The sequence below is a fragment of the Terrabacter sp. AAH1 genome (assembly GCF_054456855.1).
The window spans coordinates 213,785-230,335 of the sequence record NZ_JBTJJV010000006.1 but is presented as its reverse complement, the minus strand read 5'-3'; the positions used below and the strand labels follow the sequence as shown (position 1 = coordinate 230,335).

General features: G+C 72.5%; 19 protein-coding genes. 17 read left to right on the top strand and 2 right to left on the bottom strand.

The annotated features are described in order from the left end of the window. Nucleotides 1-157 precede the first annotated feature (157 nt). The gene (locus ACXR8F_RS12330; RefSeq protein WP_045191663.1) at nt 158-559 is read right to left on the bottom strand and encodes an NUDIX hydrolase; all 402 of its coding nucleotides are present in this window, start codon (nt 557-559) and stop codon (nt 158-160) included. Between the two features lie 106 nt (nt 560-665). Between ACXR8F_RS12330 and ffh the strand changes: the two genes are divergently transcribed. From ffh to trmD, 9 genes are all read left to right on the top strand, one after another. Then, on the top strand, nt 666-2,291 hold the full coding sequence (ffh, locus tag ACXR8F_RS12325) for a signal recognition particle protein (protein ID WP_045191664.1): 1,626 nt from the start codon (nt 666-668) through the stop codon (nt 2,289-2,291). 142 nt (nt 2,292-2,433) lie between these two features. Further along, nucleotides 2,434-3,408 carry a S1C family serine protease gene (locus ACXR8F_RS12320; protein ID WP_458800807.1) on the top strand — a complete coding sequence of 325 codons (975 nt, stop codon included), beginning with the start codon at nt 2,434-2,436 and terminating at the stop codon, nt 3,406-3,408. A gap of 94 nt (nt 3,409-3,502) precedes the next feature. Next, entirely contained in the window at nt 3,503-4,360 is an 858-nt protein-coding gene (locus ACXR8F_RS12315) for an alpha/beta fold hydrolase (RefSeq protein ID WP_458800805.1), read from the top strand. A gap of 10 nt (nt 4,361-4,370) precedes the next feature. Further along, entirely contained in the window at nt 4,371-5,459 is a 1,089-nt protein-coding gene (locus ACXR8F_RS12310) for an amidohydrolase family protein (RefSeq protein WP_045191666.1), read from the top strand. Continuing rightward, on the top strand, nt 5,449-6,378 hold the full coding sequence (locus tag ACXR8F_RS12305; RefSeq protein ID WP_458800803.1) for a GNAT family N-acetyltransferase: 930 nt from the start codon (nt 5,449-5,451) through the stop codon (nt 6,376-6,378). The genes ACXR8F_RS12310 and ACXR8F_RS12305 overlap by 11 nt, the downstream gene beginning before the upstream one ends. Before the next feature lie 172 nt (nt 6,379-6,550). Continuing rightward, nucleotides 6,551-7,018, top strand: coding sequence for a 30S ribosomal protein S16 (gene rpsP, locus ACXR8F_RS12300; protein ID WP_458800801.1), 468 nt, complete (start codon nt 6,551-6,553; stop codon nt 7,016-7,018). A gap of 2 nt (nt 7,019-7,020) precedes the next feature. Beyond that, on the top strand, nt 7,021-7,263 hold the full coding sequence (locus ACXR8F_RS12295) for an RNA-binding protein (protein WP_045191668.1): 243 nt from the start codon (nt 7,021-7,023) through the stop codon (nt 7,261-7,263). 152 nt (nt 7,264-7,415) lie between these two features. Then, nucleotides 7,416-7,946 (top strand): ribosome maturation factor RimM, encoded by a 531-nt coding sequence (gene rimM / locus ACXR8F_RS12290; protein WP_458800798.1) that lies wholly within the window; start codon nt 7,416-7,418, stop codon nt 7,944-7,946. Between the two features lie 50 nt (nt 7,947-7,996). Beyond that, the gene (gene trmD, locus ACXR8F_RS12285) at nt 7,997-9,166 is read left to right on the top strand and encodes a tRNA (guanosine(37)-N1)-methyltransferase TrmD (protein ID WP_458800795.1); all 1,170 of its coding nucleotides are present in this window, start codon (nt 7,997-7,999) and stop codon (nt 9,164-9,166) included. Between the two features lie 19 nt (nt 9,167-9,185). Here the strand turns inward: trmD and ACXR8F_RS12280 are convergent, their stop codons facing one another. Continuing rightward, nucleotides 9,186-9,944: an ABC transporter permease gene (locus tag ACXR8F_RS12280; RefSeq protein WP_458800793.1), complete on the bottom strand. Its 759-nt coding sequence runs from the start codon at nt 9,942-9,944 to the stop codon at nt 9,186-9,188. 230 nt (nt 9,945-10,174) lie between these two features. On the opposite strand from ACXR8F_RS12280, the gene rplS reads away from it, so the two are divergent. From rplS to dprA, 8 genes are all read left to right on the top strand, one after another. Then, nucleotides 10,175-10,549 carry a 50S ribosomal protein L19 gene (gene rplS, locus ACXR8F_RS12275; protein WP_045191672.1) on the top strand — a complete coding sequence of 125 codons (375 nt, stop codon included), beginning with the start codon at nt 10,175-10,177 and terminating at the stop codon, nt 10,547-10,549. 42 nt (nt 10,550-10,591) lie between these two features. Further along, nucleotides 10,592-11,341, top strand: coding sequence for a signal peptidase I (lepB, locus tag ACXR8F_RS12270; RefSeq protein ID WP_458800790.1), 750 nt, complete (start codon nt 10,592-10,594; stop codon nt 11,339-11,341). Further along, entirely contained in the window at nt 11,341-12,252 is a 912-nt protein-coding gene (gene lepB / locus ACXR8F_RS12265; protein WP_045191675.1) for a signal peptidase I, read from the top strand. The genes lepB (ACXR8F_RS12270) and lepB (ACXR8F_RS12265) overlap by 1 nt, the downstream gene beginning before the upstream one ends. Nucleotides 12,253-12,269: 17 nt before the next feature. Beyond that, the gene (locus tag ACXR8F_RS12260) at nt 12,270-13,040 is read left to right on the top strand and encodes a ribonuclease HII (RefSeq protein WP_458800788.1); all 771 of its coding nucleotides are present in this window, start codon (nt 12,270-12,272) and stop codon (nt 13,038-13,040) included. Beyond that, complete coding sequence (locus tag ACXR8F_RS12255) at nt 13,037-13,357, top strand: DUF2469 domain-containing protein (protein WP_045191677.1); 321 nt, start codon at nt 13,037-13,039, stop codon at nt 13,355-13,357. The genes ACXR8F_RS12260 and ACXR8F_RS12255 overlap by 4 nt, the downstream gene beginning before the upstream one ends. Nucleotides 13,358-13,470: 113 nt before the next feature. Beyond that, nucleotides 13,471-13,836 carry a YraN family protein gene (locus ACXR8F_RS12250; RefSeq protein ID WP_458800785.1) on the top strand — a complete coding sequence of 122 codons (366 nt, stop codon included), beginning with the start codon at nt 13,471-13,473 and terminating at the stop codon, nt 13,834-13,836. Beyond that, nucleotides 13,836-15,398 carry a YifB family Mg chelatase-like AAA ATPase gene (locus ACXR8F_RS12245; protein WP_458800783.1) on the top strand — a complete coding sequence of 521 codons (1,563 nt, stop codon included), beginning with the start codon at nt 13,836-13,838 and terminating at the stop codon, nt 15,396-15,398. The genes ACXR8F_RS12250 and ACXR8F_RS12245 overlap by 1 nt, the downstream gene beginning before the upstream one ends. A gap of 26 nt (nt 15,399-15,424) precedes the next feature. Further along, a complete protein-coding gene (gene dprA, locus ACXR8F_RS12240; protein WP_458800781.1) occupies nt 15,425-16,528 on the top strand; it encodes a DNA-processing protein DprA in 1,104 nt (367 codons plus the stop codon). The last annotated feature ends 23 nt before the right edge of the window (nt 16,529-16,551 follow it).

Below are 16,551 nucleotides of genomic sequence, written 5' to 3'. Positions count from 1 at the left end.
CGTCAACGTGGAGCCCGGCACCCACACGCCGCACGAATACTCGCCCAGAGCTGGACCAGGATCCTCTGGCGCTGCTGGCACGACCACGTGCCCTACGACCCCGACCTACACGGACGCTTGGTGGTCCTCCAACAACAGACCGCTTGACATAGGGCTCTCAGTCGATGAGGTCCGCGTCGCGCAGGTGGACGAGGACGAGCCGGTCCACGGCCGACACCTGGTCGCCGTGGGCCGAGGTGACCCAGGTGATCTCGTCGATCTCGCGTGACGGGGCGAACGGCCCGGTGTGCGATGCCGTGTAGCACGTCAGCCGCACGACGAGGCCGTCGGTGCGAGCGTCGGCGAGCGCCTCGAACGTGCCGACGTAGGCCGCCGTGCCAGGGTCGACGAGCACCGTGAGCTCCTCCTCGAGCTCGCGCACCAGCGTCTGGAGGTCGCTCTCGCCGGGCTCGCGCTTGCCGCCGGGAAGGTAGAACCGTTCGCGGCCGGCGTTCCGGGCCACGAGCAGGCGGCGCTGCTCCACGTGGATCCACGCGATCTTGTCGATGAGGTCAGCCACCTGCCCAAGGTAACGTGGCGTCGCGGCCGCGGTGGGCGGCACACCCCCTCGGGTGCCCGGTGGGCGTCGGGTCGGACCTGTGCGCCGGAGCGGATAACCTTGCCGGGTGTTTGCATCCCTGTCTGACCGGCTGACCGCGACGTTCAAGAACCTCCGCGGCAAGGGCCGGCTCTCGGAGTCCGACGTCAACGCGACGATCCGCGACATCCGCCTCGCCCTGCTCGACGCCGACGTGGCGCTGCCCGTCGTCAAGCGGTTCACCGCCAGCGTGCGCGAGCGCGCGCTCGGCGCCGAGGTCAGCCAGGCGCTCAACCCCGCGCAGCAGGTCGTCAAGATCGTCCAGGAGGAGCTCGTCGGGATCCTCGGCGGGCAGACGCGCACGATCCGCTTCGCGAAGCAGCCGCCGACCGTCATCATGCTCGCCGGCCTCCAGGGCTCCGGAAAGACGACCTTCGCCGGCAAGCTCGGCAAGTGGCTCAAGGACCAGGGCCACACGCCCCTCCTCGTCGCGGCCGACCTGCAGCGCCCCAACGCCGTCACGCAGCTCGAGGTCGTCGGCGAGCGAGCCGGCATCCCCGTCTTCGCGCCCGAGCGCGGGAACATGGGCGGCCACGACGCCGTGCTCGAGTCGGGCGAGGGCACCCGCTCGTTCGGCGACCCGGTGTCGGTCTCGCGGATGGGCATCGAGCAGGCCCGCGCCAAGCAGTACGACGTCGTCATCGTCGACACCGCCGGACGCCTCGCCGTCGACGCCAACCTCATGCAGCAGGCGTCCGACATCCGCACGGCCATCCAGCCCGACGAGGTCCTCTTCGTCATCGACGCGATGATCGGCCAGGCCGCCGTCGAGACGGCCCAGGCGTTCCACGACGGCGTCGCCTTCACCGGTGTCGTGCTCTCCAAGCTCGACGGTGACGCCCGCGGTGGTGCCGCCCTCTCGGTCGCCGAGATCACCGGCGAGCCGATCATGTTCGCGTCGGTCGGTGAGAAGGTCACCGACTTCGAGGTGTTCCACCCCGACCGCATGGCCAGCCGCATCCTCGACATGGGTGACGTGCTCACCCTCATCGAGCAGGCCGAGAAGGCGTTCGACAAGCGCCAGGCCGACGAGATGGCGCGCAAGTTCCTCGCCGAGGAGGACTTCACCTTCGAGGACTTCCTCCAGCAGATGAACGCCATCAAGAAGATGGGCTCGCTCAAGTCGATGCTCAAGATGATGCCGGGCATGCAGGGGATGCGTGACCAGCTCGACGCCTTCGACGACCGCGAGTTCGACCGCGTCGAGGCGATGGTCCGCTCGATGACGCCCTTCGAGCGCACCCACCCCAAGCAGATCAACGGCTCGCGCCGCGCCCGCATCGCCAAGGGCTCCGGCGTGACCGTCACCGACGTCAACCAGCTGCTCGAGCGCTTCGGGCAGGCCCAGAAGATGATGAAGTCGATGGCCCGCGGTGGCGGCGGTGGCCTGCCGGGCATGCCCGGCATCCCGGGCTCGGGCAAGCGCGGCAAGCAGCAGCCGCAGCGCAAGAAGAGCAAGAGCGGCAACCCCGCCAAGCGCGCCGCCGAAGAGCGGGCTGCCGCCGAGAAGGCTGCCGCCGGCCGCGCCGCGTCCGCGGCGAGCGCCTTCGGTGCTCCCGGCTCCAACGGGCAGGGCGCCGACGCCGACCCGATGGCCGGCTTCGACCCGTCGAACCTGCCCAAGGGCTTCGAGAAGTTCCTCGGCAAGGGCTGAGCAGAAGGCCTCGCGAGCGCGGGCCCGGCCCCGCGTTCGCCCTCGGCGAACCAGGTCCGCGCCAAGGAATTCCACGGGCTGCGTCGTCGCTGTCCGTGACACGGCCGCGCACATCGCGCGGCCGAGGACGCCGGGAGGGACCATGCCTCCGTTCGAGATGCCGCCCGCTCCCGAGCCGAGCGACGACGAGGTGCTCGACGCCTACTCGCACGCTGTGAGCACCGTGGCGCGGCGACTGGCCCCGGTCGTCGCCAGCCTGCGCGTGCGCAGGCCCGTGCGCGGCGGCACCGTCGAGGGCGGCGGCTCGGCCGTCGTGCTCACCGAGGACGGTCTGCTCGTGACCAACGCCCACGTCGTCGACGGCGTCGACCGCGGCACCGCGCACTTCGGCGACGGCACCTCGGTGCGTGTCCACGTCGTCGGTGCGGACCACCTGTCGGACCTCGCCGTCGTCCGCGCCGAGAGCCCGCTCCCGCCCCCGCCTGAGTACGGGGACGCGGACCGGCTGGCGGTCGGGCACGTCGTCGTCGCCATCGGCAGCCCCCTCGGGCTGGAGGGCAGCGTGACGGCCGGGGTCGTCAGCGCCCTCGGGCGGTCGCTGCCGACGAGGTCGGGCGCGGCGTCGCGCCTCGTCGAGGACGTCATCCAGACGGACGCGGCGCTCAACCCCGGCAACTCCGGAGGTGCCCTGGCCGACTCACGCGCCCGTGTCGTCGGGGTCAACACGGCTGTCGCCGGCGTCGGGCTCGGCCTCGCGGTGCCGATCAACGCCACGACCCGGAGGATCATCGAGACCCTCGTCGAGGACGGCCACGTGCGACGTGCCTACCTCGGTCTCGTGACGGCCCCCGTCCCCGTGTCCGACGAGCTCGCCGCGCGGCTGGGTCGGCGCACGGCGCTGCGGATCGCCCAGGTCGTGCCCGGCAGCCCCGCGGACCGGGCCGGTCTCATGCGAGGCGACGTCGTCGTGGCCGCGGACGGCCGGCCCCTCTTCGACGCGCAGTCGCTGCAGCGCATCCTGCTCGACGAGGCGATCGACCGCTCGATGGAGATCACCGTGCTCAGGGGAGCTGCCCTCGTGGATGTCGTGGCCGTTCCCCGCCTGCTGCGCGGCTGAAGCAGCGGCGACCACCCGCGACACGACGTCGATGCGGCGCGGCGGCGCGCACTGAGGCGCTGTCCGGACGCGCACGACGGCATACGCTCGGGGCGTGGTCACCACCGACGGCCGGTCGCGGGTGCGGCTGCCCGGCGGCCGCCGGCTCGACGTGTGGCAGGGCGGCGACCCCGGCGGCTGCCCGGTCCTCTTCTTCCACGGCACCCCTGGCGGGCGCCTGCAGGCCGCGCTCGGTGACGGCGCGGCCCGGCGGGCGGGGGTGCGGCTCGTCGCCTTCTCGCGCCCGGGCTACGGCGGGTCCACCGACGCGCCGACGACCCTCGGCACCGTCGCCGACGACGCCTGGCACATCATGGGCGACCTCGGTGTCAGGCGGTATGCCGTGCTGGGCGTCTCCGGGGGAGGGCCGTACGCGCTGGCGACGGCAGCAAGGCACGCCGACCGGGTGACCGGCGTCGGAGTCGTCGCCGGCATCGGCCCGGTGCTCGAGCTCGATCCCGGTGCGGCCGCCGAGCCCGCCGTGCAGGCGGCGCTCGCCGGCGACGCGGAGCTCGCGGTGGTGCTGCAGGACGCGGCCGCCACCCGAGCCGAACCGCCCGGGAGTCCGACCTCCGCGCACCGACCCCGACTCAGGGTCGGCGCGTTCGTCTCGCCCGAGGTGCTCGAGCCGTGGACGGCCACCGGGCGACCCGGCACACCGTCCTACCGCGGCGCCTCGCGCGATGCCCTCGCGTTCAGCGCCGGCTGGGACCTCGAGCCCGCAGCCGTCCGGGCCCCGGTCACGCTCTGGTACGGCGACCACGACCGGGTCGTCGGACTCGAGCACGCCCGGTGGCTGCACGCCCACCTGCCGACCTCGCGGCTCGTGGTGCACGAGGGAGCCGGACACCACGCGACGCTCATGGCGCACTGGGCCGACGTCCTCACCGACCTCGCGGGCGGCTCCGGCTAGGGTCGGGGCCATGAGTGCACCGGTGCTCCGCGTCCGTGGCCGCGTGCTGGTCGGGCCCGACGACGTGGTCGACGAGCTGTGGGTCGTGGGCGGGCGGGTGACGTTCACACCGCCGACCGACCGGTCCGACGAGCAGACGCTCGAGGGCTGGGTGCTGCCGGGCCTCGTCGACGCGCACTGCCACGTCGGTCTCGGACCGCACGGTGAGGTGCCGCGCGACGAGGCGGAGCAGCAGGCGGTCACCGACCGTGACCACGGCACGCTGCTCATCCGCGACGCGGGGCAGCCGGGTGACACCCGCTGGGTCGACGAGCGCGACGACCTGCCGAAGATCATCCGCGCGGGCCGGCACATCGCGCGCACCCGCCGCTACATCCGCAACTACGCCCACGAGGTCGAGGAGGACGAGCTCGTCCGCCACGTCCGGCTCGAGGCGCACCGCGGCGACGGCTGGGTCAAGCTCGTCGGCGACTGGATCGACCGCGACGTGGGCGACCTGGCGCCGAGCTGGTCGCGGCAGGCGGTCGCGGACGCCATCGCCGCCGCGCACGAGGAGGGTGTGCGCGTCACCGCGCACTGCTTCGGCGAGGAGTCCCTCCGCGACCTCGCCGCGGCGGGCATCGACTGCATCGAGCACGCGACCGGCCTGCGCGAGGACTCCATCGACACCTTCGCCGCCCAGGGCATCGCCATCGTGCCGACCCTCGTCAACATCGCCCAGTTCCCCGACCTCGCCGCCCCGGCCCAGGAGAAGTTCCCCGACTACCACCGCCACATGCTCGACCTCCACGAGCGGCGCTACGCGACCGTCGGGGCGGCCCACGAGGCCGGCGTCCCCATCTACGTCGGCACCGACGCCGGGGGCAGCCTGCCGCACGGGCTCGTCGCCCGGGAGATGCTCGAGCTGACGAAGGCCGGTCTCAGCAACGTCGAGGTCGTCTCCGCGGCGACGTGGGGTGCCCGCGACTGGCTCGGGCGCCCGGGCCTCGCCGAGGGGGAGGACGCCGACCTCGTCGTCTACGCGTCCGACCCGCGCGCCGACGTCACCACCGTCGCCGACCCCCTGGGTGTCGTCCTGCGAGGTCGCGTTGTCCGCTGACCACGACGCCCCGGAGCCCTTCACCGCGATGGGGGAGCGGGTCGAGGTGCGCCCGCCCACGCCGGCCGACGCGACGGCATACGCGGACGCCGTGACGCGGTCGGAGCGCCGCCTCGCCGACTTCGCGATCCCCAACCCGCACAACCTGCCCGTCGTCCTCGAGAACCAGTCGCGGACCTACCGCACGTTCATGGTCCACGCCCTCGACCCCGAGGGCTCGCACGGGCTCGTCGGGCGCATCAACGTCGCCAACGTGGTCGGCGGGTCGTTCCGCAGCGCGACCATCGGCTACGACTCCTACGACCCGTATGCCGGCCGCGGCCTCTTCGCGGAGGGCCTGCGCCTGACCGTCGAGCTCGCGTTCGACGACGAGCCGCACGGCATGGGCCTGCACCGCATCGAGGCGAACATCCAGCCGGCCAACCACCGCTCGGCGGGGCTCGTGCGGTCGCTCGGCTTCGTCCACGAGGGCTTCTCGCGGGACTTCCTGCACCTGCCGGGCCCCGACGGCCGCCGCGACTGGCGCGACCACGAGCGCTTCACGATGCTCTCCACGGACTGGCCGGCCGTGCCCTACCGCGCGCAGGGCCACCGGCGCATCGCGTGCGTCGTCACCGGCGCACCGGGCTACGACGCCGGGTCGCGCGGCACGAGCGTCGGCGCTGCCGTGGCCGCCGAGCTCGGCATCCCGCTCTTCTCCTCGGCCGTGGTCGAGCGCCCGGCCGCGCTCTTCGAGCTGCTCCGCTCCTCGCCCATCGGCGGGGTCGTCGAGGTGCGCGCGAGCGCGCCGGAGCTGCGGATGGGCCTCGCGAGGGCCGGTTTCGACCCCTCCGTCGTGCCGCACCTCGACGCGGCGTTCGACCTGCCGCGGAGCGAGGTCGTGCGGCACGCGCTGGCCGTGCGGGCCGCGTACGCCTGAGCGGGACGCCCGTGGCCGTGTCCGGACCACCCCTCCACGTCTGGCACAATGGAGGGCTGTACCCGTCCGGCCCCCTCTCGGCTGGACCGGACGCCTACACACCGAGCGTCGGCACCCCGGCTGATCCCAGCCGGTCTCGCCGCGCTCACTACTGGTTGAGGAGACCGCCACAGTGGCCGTCAAGATCCGTCTGAAGCGCATGGGCAAGATCCGTGCACCGTTCTACCGCGTCGTCGTCATGGACTCGCGCACCAAGCGCGATGGCCGGGCCATCGAGGAGATCGGCAAGTACCACCCCACCGAGCAGCCGTCGCTCATCGACATCGACATCGAGCGCGCGCACTACTGGCTGAGCCAGGGCGCCCAGCCCACCGAGGCCGTCGCCGCCCTGATCAAGCTCGTCGACGAGGGCAAGGTCGAGACCAAGGAGGCCAAGACCTCGAAGAAGGACCTCTACGAGGCTGCCGTCGCCGCCGCCGGTGGCAAGTCCGACGCCGGCTCCGAGGGTGCGACCACCCCGAAGAAGAAGGCTGCCAAGAAGGCCGAGCCCAAGGCTGACGAGAAGGCCGACGAGAAGGCTGCCGAGACCGCCGAGGCGCCTGCCGCCGAGGCGACCGACGCCGAGAAGAGCGAGTCCTGAGCATGCTCGAGGAGGCGCTCGAGCACCTCGTCAAGGGCATCGTCGACCACGACGAGGACGTCGTCGTGCGCCGCAAGGAGCTGCGTCGCGGTGAGCTGCTCGAGGTCCGGGTGCACCCCGACGACCTCGGCCGCGTCATCGGCCGCTCCGGCCGCACGGCGAGCGCGCTGCGCACCGTCGTGGGCGCCCTCGCGGGCAACAGCAACGTCCGGGTCGACATCGTCGACACCGACCGCGTGCGCTGAGCCACCGCCAGAACGCCAGCGCAGTGGGGCATCCCGGGTGACCGGGGTGCCCCACTGCCGTTTCCCACCGACCACGTATGCCGTCGCGCCTGCTCCGCCGCACTCCGCGGGCGCGCGCCCGGGCCGCCGCCAAACCTGAGAGGATTCGGGCCATGAACGTCGTCCTCGCCCGCATCGGCAAGCCGCACGGACTCCGGGGCGAGGTCACCGTGCAGCTGCACACCGACGACCCCGAGTCGCGTTTCGCACCGGGCACCGTCGTCGCGACCGAGGCCGAGCCGGGCTCGGGAGTGCCGACGGCCCTGACCGTCGCGTCGACCCGCGTGCACCGCGGCATCTGGCTGCTCACCTTCGAGGAGATCCCCGACCGCACCGGCGCCGAGGGGCTGCGGGGCACGAGGCTCGTGATGCCGGAGTCGGCGACCAAGGCCGACGACGACGAGGGCTACTACGAGGAGGACCTCGTCGGACTGGAGGTGCGTGACCCATCGGGCGAGCAGGTCGGCACGGTCAGCGGCCTCGAGCTCGGCGCGGCCCAGGACCGCCTCGTCGTCACCCTCACCGACGGCGTGACGGCCTACGTCCCGTTCGTGAAGCGCATCGTGCCGACGGTGGCCGACGACCACGTCGTCGTCGACGCCCCGCCCGGCCTCTTCGACCTCTACCGCGAAGGTGCCGAGTGACCGGCTCGTCACCCGGCACGCCTGAGCCCCGAGCGGCTTCGCGGCCCGCGATGCGCATCGACGTCGTCTCGATCTTTCCCGACTACCTCGCCGCGCTGGACCTGTCGCTCATCGGCAAGGCCCGTCAGGACGGCCTGCTCGACGTGCGCGTGCACGACCTGCGCGACCACACCCACGACAGGCACCGCTCCGTCGACGACACCCCGTACGGCGGGGGAGCCGGCATGGTCATGAAGGCGCAGCCGTGGGCCGAGGCTCTCGACGACGTCGTCGCACAGGGAGATCCGAAGACGAAGCCGCGGCTCGTCGTCCCCGGGCCCGGAGGGCAGCCCTTCACGCAGGCTCTCGCCCGGGAGCTGGCGCAGGAACCGTGGCTCGCCTTCGCCTGCGGCCGCTACGAAGGCATCGACGAGCGCGTCTACGAGCACGCCCGCGAGGACCTCGGCCTCGAGGTCTCGGTCGTCAGCCTCGGCGACTACGTGCTCAACGGCGGAGAGGTCGCGGTGCTCGCCATCGTCGAGGCCGTCGGCCGCCTCGTCCCGGGTGTCATCGGCAACGCCGAGTCCCTCGTCGAGGAGTCCCACGAGGACGGGCTGCTCGAGTACCCCATCTACACGAAGCCGCGCACGTGGAACGGGCGTGAGGTGCCCGAGGTGCTGCTGTCGGGCAACCACGGCGCCATCGCGGCCTGGCGGCACGAGCAGCGCCTGGCCCGCACGGCAGCGCGCCGCCCCGACCTGCTGCACGCCTCGCACGGGGACGGCGACATCGAGATCGCTGCTGCCACACCCGGCGACGTGCCCGAGCTGGCCGTGCTGATGCGCGCCTGCTGGGTGCAGGAGGCGATCGCCAACGACACCCTCGACATCCCCGCCCTGCACGAGAGCGTCGACGACGTCCGCGCCAGCCTCGACACGACGCGTACGTGGGTCGCGCGCCGGGCGGGCCGCCTCGTCGGCGCCGTGCGGACCTCGCAGCACGGCGACGACTGGCACATCGGCCGTCTCTGCGTCGTGCCCGACCTCCAGGGACGTGGGCTCGGCCGACGCCTCCTCGAGCACGCCGAGTCCACCGCGCCCGACGGCACACGCACGTTCTCGCTCCACACGGGCGCGAAGAGCACCGACAACCTGCGCTTCTACAAGAAGGCCGGCTACCGCGTCACCGACGCTGCCGCGCCGATCCCCGGCGCCGTCACCCTGGTCAAGCGGCGCCGCTGAGGTCGGACGCGCGTGCCGCTCAGGCCGCGAGGCCTTCGCGCAGGTCGTCGGGCAGCAGCAGCCGACGCCGGATGAGGGCCGCCTGGACGCCCGCCGTGACCGCTTGCGTCGCCATGATCGCGAAGAGCACGAGCACCTGCGCGGTGGCCGCCTGGACCGCGCTCCCGCCGCCGAGCATGACGCCGATGAACGCGCCCGGCAGCGTCACCACCCCTGACGTGCGCACCTGGTCCAGGCTCGGCAGGATGCCCTCGGGGACCCGACGCGCGATGACCTCGTCGATGGCCTGTCCCGACGTGAGGCCGAGCGAGAGTGCCGCCTCGTACTGGCCACGCTCGTCCCGCAGGGCCGCGAACGTGCGCCGGCCGACCAGCGTGTGCACCGTCATCGTGTTGCCGATGACGATCCCGGCGACGGGGATGAGGGCGATGCCCGCGAGGGGCACCGCGCCCGTCGCGAGGACGATGCCGACGACGGGCACGACCCCGCACGCCATGGCGGCCGCGGCCCACGGCCAGGCGCCGGGAGCCCCGACGCGCCGCGTCGTCGTGACCACAGCCATGGCGAACATGACGGCCACGGCGAGGAAGGAGAGCCACAGCGACCCCACGACGGCGGTGATGACGAGCGCGACGAGGGTCAGCTGCACGACGGCGCGACCACCGGCCAGCACGGCCTGGCGCTCCAGGTCGATCCGACCGAGCCGGTCGGCCACGACGGTCACCGCCAGGAGGATGACGAGGGAGATGACGACGGGCCAGCCGGGGGAGACGTCCACGGGCCCACGCTAGGTGCTGAGGGAGCGGGACGTCGGGCGTGAGCGGGTCGCCGGCTCGATTTCAGGTATGCGGCGTGCTCTGGCAGACTTGCTCCTTGCGTCCGGCACACGACGGCCCCTGCCACAGGGGGAGTCGGCCACCAGCACCACCCGGGTGGCCACGCGGCCCGACGGACGCAACACCCACATTGTGACGAGGTGGCCTGTGGCACCTGAGAAAGCGAAGCATCATGCACACGTTTGACGAGATCAACGCCGCATCGCTGCGCTCGGACGTTCCCGAGTTCCGCGCCGGCGACACCCTCAAGGTCCACGTCAAGGTCATCGAGGGCACGCGCTCGCGTGTCCAGGTGTTCCAGGGCATCGTCATCCGTCGCCACGGCGGCGGCATCGGCGAGACCTTCACGGTCCGCAAGATCTCCTTCGGCGTCGGCGTCGAGCGCACCTTCCCGCTCCACACCCCGGTCATCGACAAGATCGAGGTCGTGACCCGCGGTGACGTGCGTCGCGCGAAGCTCTACTACCTGCGCGGTCTGCGCGGCAAGGCTGCCAAGATCCGCGAGAAGCGCGACAGCATCCCGGCCAAGGCCGGCGCGAAGAGCTGACGACCTGCTGACGCAGACGTCCGTCTGACCACGCGAGGCGCGGTGGACCCCGAGCGGGCCGTCCCGGACACGAGCTCCGAGGCGATCCCCGGCAAGGGATCCGCCGCGCCTTCGTCGCGTCCCGGAAGGGACAGTGCCGGGGCGTATGCCGCAGCCCGACGGCACCGCTGGCTGCTCGGCCCCGCGGTCCTGCTGCTCGCCGTCGTGGTCCTCCGGGCGTTCTTCGTGACGCCCTTCGGCATCCCGAGCGAGTCGATGCAGGACACCCTGCTCGTCGGCGACCGCCTCCTCGTGTCCCGCACGACGCCCTCCGACCAGTTCCAGCGGGGCGACATCGTCGTCTTCGACGCGTCCGAGGCGTTCAACCTGCGGGTGCCCCAGCGCGGCGTGCTCCAACGGCTCGTCGAGGCCGTCGAGAGCCTGGCCGGCAAGGGACAGCCGACCGACTACGTCAAGCGGGTCATCGGCCTGCCGGGCGACCACGTGCGCTGCTGTGCGCCCGACGGCCGCCTCGAGATCAACGGCGTCGCCGTCACCGAGCCGTACCTCGCGCCCGGTGCGCGACCGAGTGCCATCCCCTTCGACGTCACCGTCCCGCCCGACCGTTTCTGGATGATGGGCGACAACCGCGGGGCCTCCGCCGACTCGCGCGCGCACCTCGGTGAGCCGGGTGGCGGCATGGTGCCCGGCACCGACATCATCGGCAAGGTTTGGGTGCGATACTGGCCGCTCGATCGGCTCGGGTCGGTCGACCAAGGACAAATTGCCTCCGTCCCACGAAATGGTGAGTGATGTCGCAGTACACCGGACGCCCCGAGGACCCCACGCGCGGGCGACCTGTCGACGGCATCGACGAGAGGGACGACGTCGACGACCCCGATGAGGACTACGACGACGACGAGCCCCGCGGCTTCCTCGGCACCGTCCTGGCCGGGGTCAAGGAGCTGCTCATCGTCGTCGTCCTCGCGATGGCGCTCTCCTTCGTCGTCAAGACGTGGCTCTTCCAGGCGTTCTACATCCCGTCCGGGTCGATGGAGAACACCCTCGTCAAGGACGACCGTGTCATCGTCAGCAAGCTGACGCCCGGCCCCTTCGACCTCAAGCGTGGCGACGTGGTCGTGTTCGAGGACCCGGGCGCCCCGACCCCGTGGCTCGGCAGCCTCGGCGAGCAGCGCAGCGACGTCGGCGGCCCGTTCCACGACGCCCTCGTCTTCGTCGGCCTGCTGCCGGAGGACGCGGAGAACCACCTCATCAAGCGCGTCATCGGCCTGCCGGGCGACCGTGTGCAGGCCGACGGCGACACCGGCAAGCTCAAGGTCAACGGCGTCGAGATCACCGAGCCCTACATCAAGCCGGGCGACTTCCCCAGCGAGGGCAAGAAGTTCGACATCACCGTCCCGGCCGGGCGCATCTGGGTCATGGGCGACCACCGCTCCGACTCGTCCGACAGCCGCTGGCACGACGACGGCACCGGTGCCCAGGGCTCCGTGCCGATGGACAAGCTCGTCGGGCGGGCGCTGTTCGTCGTCTGGCCCATCGACCACGTCACGTGGCTCGGCGTTCCCGAGCGCACCTTCGCCTCGGTGCCGGCCCCCAAGGCCGTGGGCAACGCCCCCCTGAACAAGCCCACCACCAAGGCGACGGTCAAGCCGAAGCCGAGCGGCAAGCCGACCGCGTCGGCGACGAAGGTCGCGGCCGGCTGACGGACGCGGACAGCACCATGGCACCCCCCGCCCCCTCCAAGAAGCCGTCCCTGCGGGTCGAGCGCGCCCTGCAGCGTTCCGGCCACCGGCTCCTCGCCGGCATGGACGAGGTGGGCCGCGGCGCGCTGGCCGGTCCCGTCAGCGTCGGCGTCGTCGTCATCGACGAGACGGTGCGGTCGGCCCCCGTGGGCGTCAAGGACTCGAAGCTGCTCACCGAGAAGGCGCGGCACGGTCTGGTGCCGCGCATCCGGCGCTGGGCGGTGGCCCACGGCGTCGGGCACGCGAGCAACGACGAGATCGACGAGATCGGCATCATGGCCGCACTCCGGCTCGCCGGGCTGCGCGCCCTCGACGGGCTCGGCATCGTTCCCGACCTCGTCATCCTCGACGGCAACCACGACTGGCTCACGGCGCCCACCGAGGTCGGCCTGCTCGCCTTCGCCGACGACGCCGGCCCGGCCACGCCACCCGTCACCACGATGGTCAAGGCCGACATGAAGTGCTCGTCGGTCGCGGCCGCGAGCGTGCTCGCGAAGGTGGAGCGCGACACCCTCATGGTCGCGCTGGGCGAGCAGCACGCGGCATACGGCTGGGGGCTCAACAAGGGCTACTCCGCCCCCGAGCACCTCGAGGCCCTCGCGCGTCTCGGGCCCTGCGATCTGCACCGGCGGTCGTGGCGCCTGCCCGGCGTCTACGCCGAGACGCCGGTCGAGGTGTTGAATGAGGTCACGGAGACGTTCGCTCCGGTGGCCATCACGGCAGAGCAGACAGGGACGGCGATCAGGTGAGTTCGGAAGATCTCGAGAAGTACGAGACCGAGATGGAGCTCCAGCTCTACAAGGAGTACCGCGACGTCGTCGGCCTCTTCACCCACGTCGTCGAGACCGAGCGCCGGTTCTACCTCGCGAACTCCGTCGACGTGAAGGTGCGCAGCGACGGCGGCGAGGTCTTCTTCGACGTCACGATGGCCGACGCCTGGGTCTGGGACATCTACCGGCCGGCGCGTTTCGTCAAGAACGTGCGCGTCGTGACGTTCAAGGACGTCAACGTCGAGGAGCTGCCCAAGCCGGACATCAAGCTGCCCGAGAACGGCGACTTCACCTGATCCTGCGCTGATCGGCGCGACTTCGTCCACACCCCCTCGCCGACCACGTATGCCGTCCACAGCCTCTCGCTGACCCCTGTCGTGCCCGACGGGGTGCCGGGAGGGTGGCCGGTATGGACCTCTCCACCCGCGCCCTCGGCGACTACGGCGAACGCCTCGCCTGCCGCTACCTGCTCGCCCACGGCCTGACCGTCCTCGACCGCAACTGGCGGTGCGTCCGGGGCGAGATCGACGTCGTCGCCCGCGAGGGCCGCGACCTTGTCGTGTGTGAGGTGAAGACGCGCACGACCGAGGCGTTCGGCGCGCCGTTCGAGGCCGTGACCTGGCGCAAGCAACGACGGCTGCGCCGCCTTGCCGGTCTCTGGCGCGACGAGCACGCCGAGACCGTGCGCGGGCTCGACCTGCGCATCGACGTCATCTCGATCCTGCGGCCGCCCGCGGGTGCGGCGCAGCTGCAGCACCTGCGCGGGGTGTGCTGATGGGCGTGGGTCTGGGGCGCACCCGATCCGTCGGGCTGCGGGGCGTCACCGGGTTCGTCGTCGACGTCGAGGCGCACGTCACCACCGGCCTGCCCGGCTTCGCGATCAGCGGCCTCGGCGACTCGGCGGTCAAGCAGTCCTCCGACCGCATCAAGGCGGCCGCTGCGCTGATCGAGAAGATGGCCGTGAGCCAGCGCCGCGTCACCGTCAACCTGTCGCCGGCGGGGGAGCGCAAGGTCGGCACCGGCTTCGACCTCGGCATCTTCGTGGCCGTGGCGGCCGCGATGGACCTGCTGCCCGCCCGGGTGGTGCGCGACGTCGTCCACATCGGGGAGGTGGGGCTCGACGGCACGGTTCGCCCGGTCCCCGGCGTGCTGCCGCTCGTCCATGCTGCCGCGCTCGCCGGCGTTCGGCACGTCGTCGTCCCGGTCGCCAACGCGGGCGAGGCGCGGCTCGTGTCAGGCGTGCGGGTGCATCCCGTGGCCGAGGTCACCGAACTGGTGCGGCGCTACGGCAGCCTCGCGAAAGGTGTTGCGGTGCAAGAGGTCCCGGTGCCCTCGGTCGCGGCGCCGGAGCCTGAGCCGGTGCGCGACCTCATCGAGGTCGTCGGCCAGGCCGAGGCCAAGCTGGCCCTCGAGATCGCCGCTGCGGGCGGCCACCACCTGCTCCTCGCCGGTCCACCGGGGGCCGGCAAGACGATGCTGGCCGAGCGGCTGCCCGGGCTGCTGCCGTCGCTCGACGAGAGTGAGTCGATGGAGGTCACCGCGATCCACTCCGTGCTCGGGGCTCTCGGCTCCGGCCACGACGCCCGCCTCATCACCCACCCGCCCTTCGTGGCACCGCACCACGGCGCCTCCCAGGCCGCCGTCATCGGCGGCGGCAGCGGCCGCATCCGACCGGGAGCCATCACGCAGGCGCACCGGGGAGTCCTCTTCCTCGACGAGACGCCCGAGTTCGACAAGAGCGTGCTCCAGTCGCTGCGCACGCCGCTCGAGCGCGGTCTCGTGTCGATCGCGAGAGCCCACGACTCGGTCGTCTTCCCGGCGCGGTTCCAGCTCGTGCTCGCCGCCAACCCGTGCCCCTGCGGCAAGGCGTGGGGCAAGGGACTCGACTGCACCTGCACCCCGCTGATGAGGCGCGCGTACTTCGGCAAGCTCAGCGGACCCCTCCTCGACCGCGTCGACCTGCAGGTGCACGTCCAGCCACCGGGGCTCTCGATGGCAGGTGGCACGCCGGGCGAGCCGTCCGCGGTGGTCGCCGCGCGGGTCGCCGCGGCTCGCGCCGCGCAGGGTGACCGATGGCGCACCGTGCTCGAGCGCAGCCGCGGTGTCAACGCCGACGTTCCTGGCTCCGAGCTCCGGTCGCGACCGTGGCTCCTCCCCGCAGCGGCCACGCTGACGCTCGACCGGCTGCTCGACACCGGAGCGCTCAGCCTGCGCGGCTACGACCGCACCCTCCGGTGCGCCTGGACGATCGGCGACCTCATGGGCCGGCAGCGCCCCGGCCGCGAAGAGGTCGACGTCGCGCTGTCGCTGCGACACCGTTCGGAGGCCGCAGCATGAGGGCGCGTCGAGCGAGCGAGGTGTGCATGGAGCCTGACCGGCGCGCCCGTGCGGCGCTGTCGCGGGTCGTCGAGCCCGCCGACGGCGAGGTCCACAAGCTCGTCACCGAGCACGGCGCCGTCGAGGCGTTCGAGCAGGTGCGCTCAGGCGTGGGCACGCTCGCGAGATTCCGTGCGAGGCTCGCGGTGCTCGACACCGAGCGAGACCTCGACATCGCCGCGAAGGTGGGGGCGCGTCTCGTGGTGCCGGGTGACCCGGAGTGGCCCGAGCGTCTCGACACGATCCCGGTGCCGCCGTGGTGCCTGTGGGTCCGGGGCCGGCTCGACCTCGCCGAGACGGTCGAGCGGTCCGTGGCGGTCGTGGGGTCGCGCACGGCCACGACGTACGGCGAGCAGCTCGCCACCGAGCTGTCCGCGGGGCTCGCTCGCCGGGGCTGGACCGTCGTCAGCGGCGCAGCCTTCGGCATCGACGGAGCCGCCCACCGCGGGGCGCTCGCCGTCGACGGCGCAACTGTCGCGGTGCTCGCCGGCGGGGTTGAACGGCCCTACCCTTCCGGCCACGCCGCTCTCATCTCGCGGATCGCCGCCGACGGCCTCGTCATCGCGGAGGTGGCCCCCGGCTCGGCTCCGATGAAGTCGAGGTTCCTGGCCCGCAACCGGCTGATCGCCGGGCTGACCCGCGGCACCATCGTCGTCGAGGCCGACCTCCGGTCCGGGTCGCGCAACACGGTCACCCACGCCGTCGCGGCCTGCCGGCCCGTCGGGGCCGTCCCGGGCCCGGTCACCTCGATGATGTCGGCGGGCTGCCACGAGGAGCTGCGCAACGGCCGAGCGGTCCTCGTCACGTCGGTCGACGAGGTGATCGACCTCGTCGGTGACCTGGGTGACGATGCGGTCGAGCCGGGCCGCGGCCCGGTCCGCCCCGGCGACGACCTCCAACCGGTCGACGCGGCGGTGCTCGAGGCGGTGCCGTTCCGCTCGGCCGTCCCGCTCGACGACATCGTGCGGTCGGCCGCCCACGCCACCCTCACGGTGCGTGCGGCACTCGGCCGCCTCGAGCAGCTCGGGCTGGTCACCGAGTCAGCGGGCACCTGGCGCAAGCGCCCGCAACGCAAACCCCGAGCCGGCTGACGCCCACCCTCGATCGAAAGAAC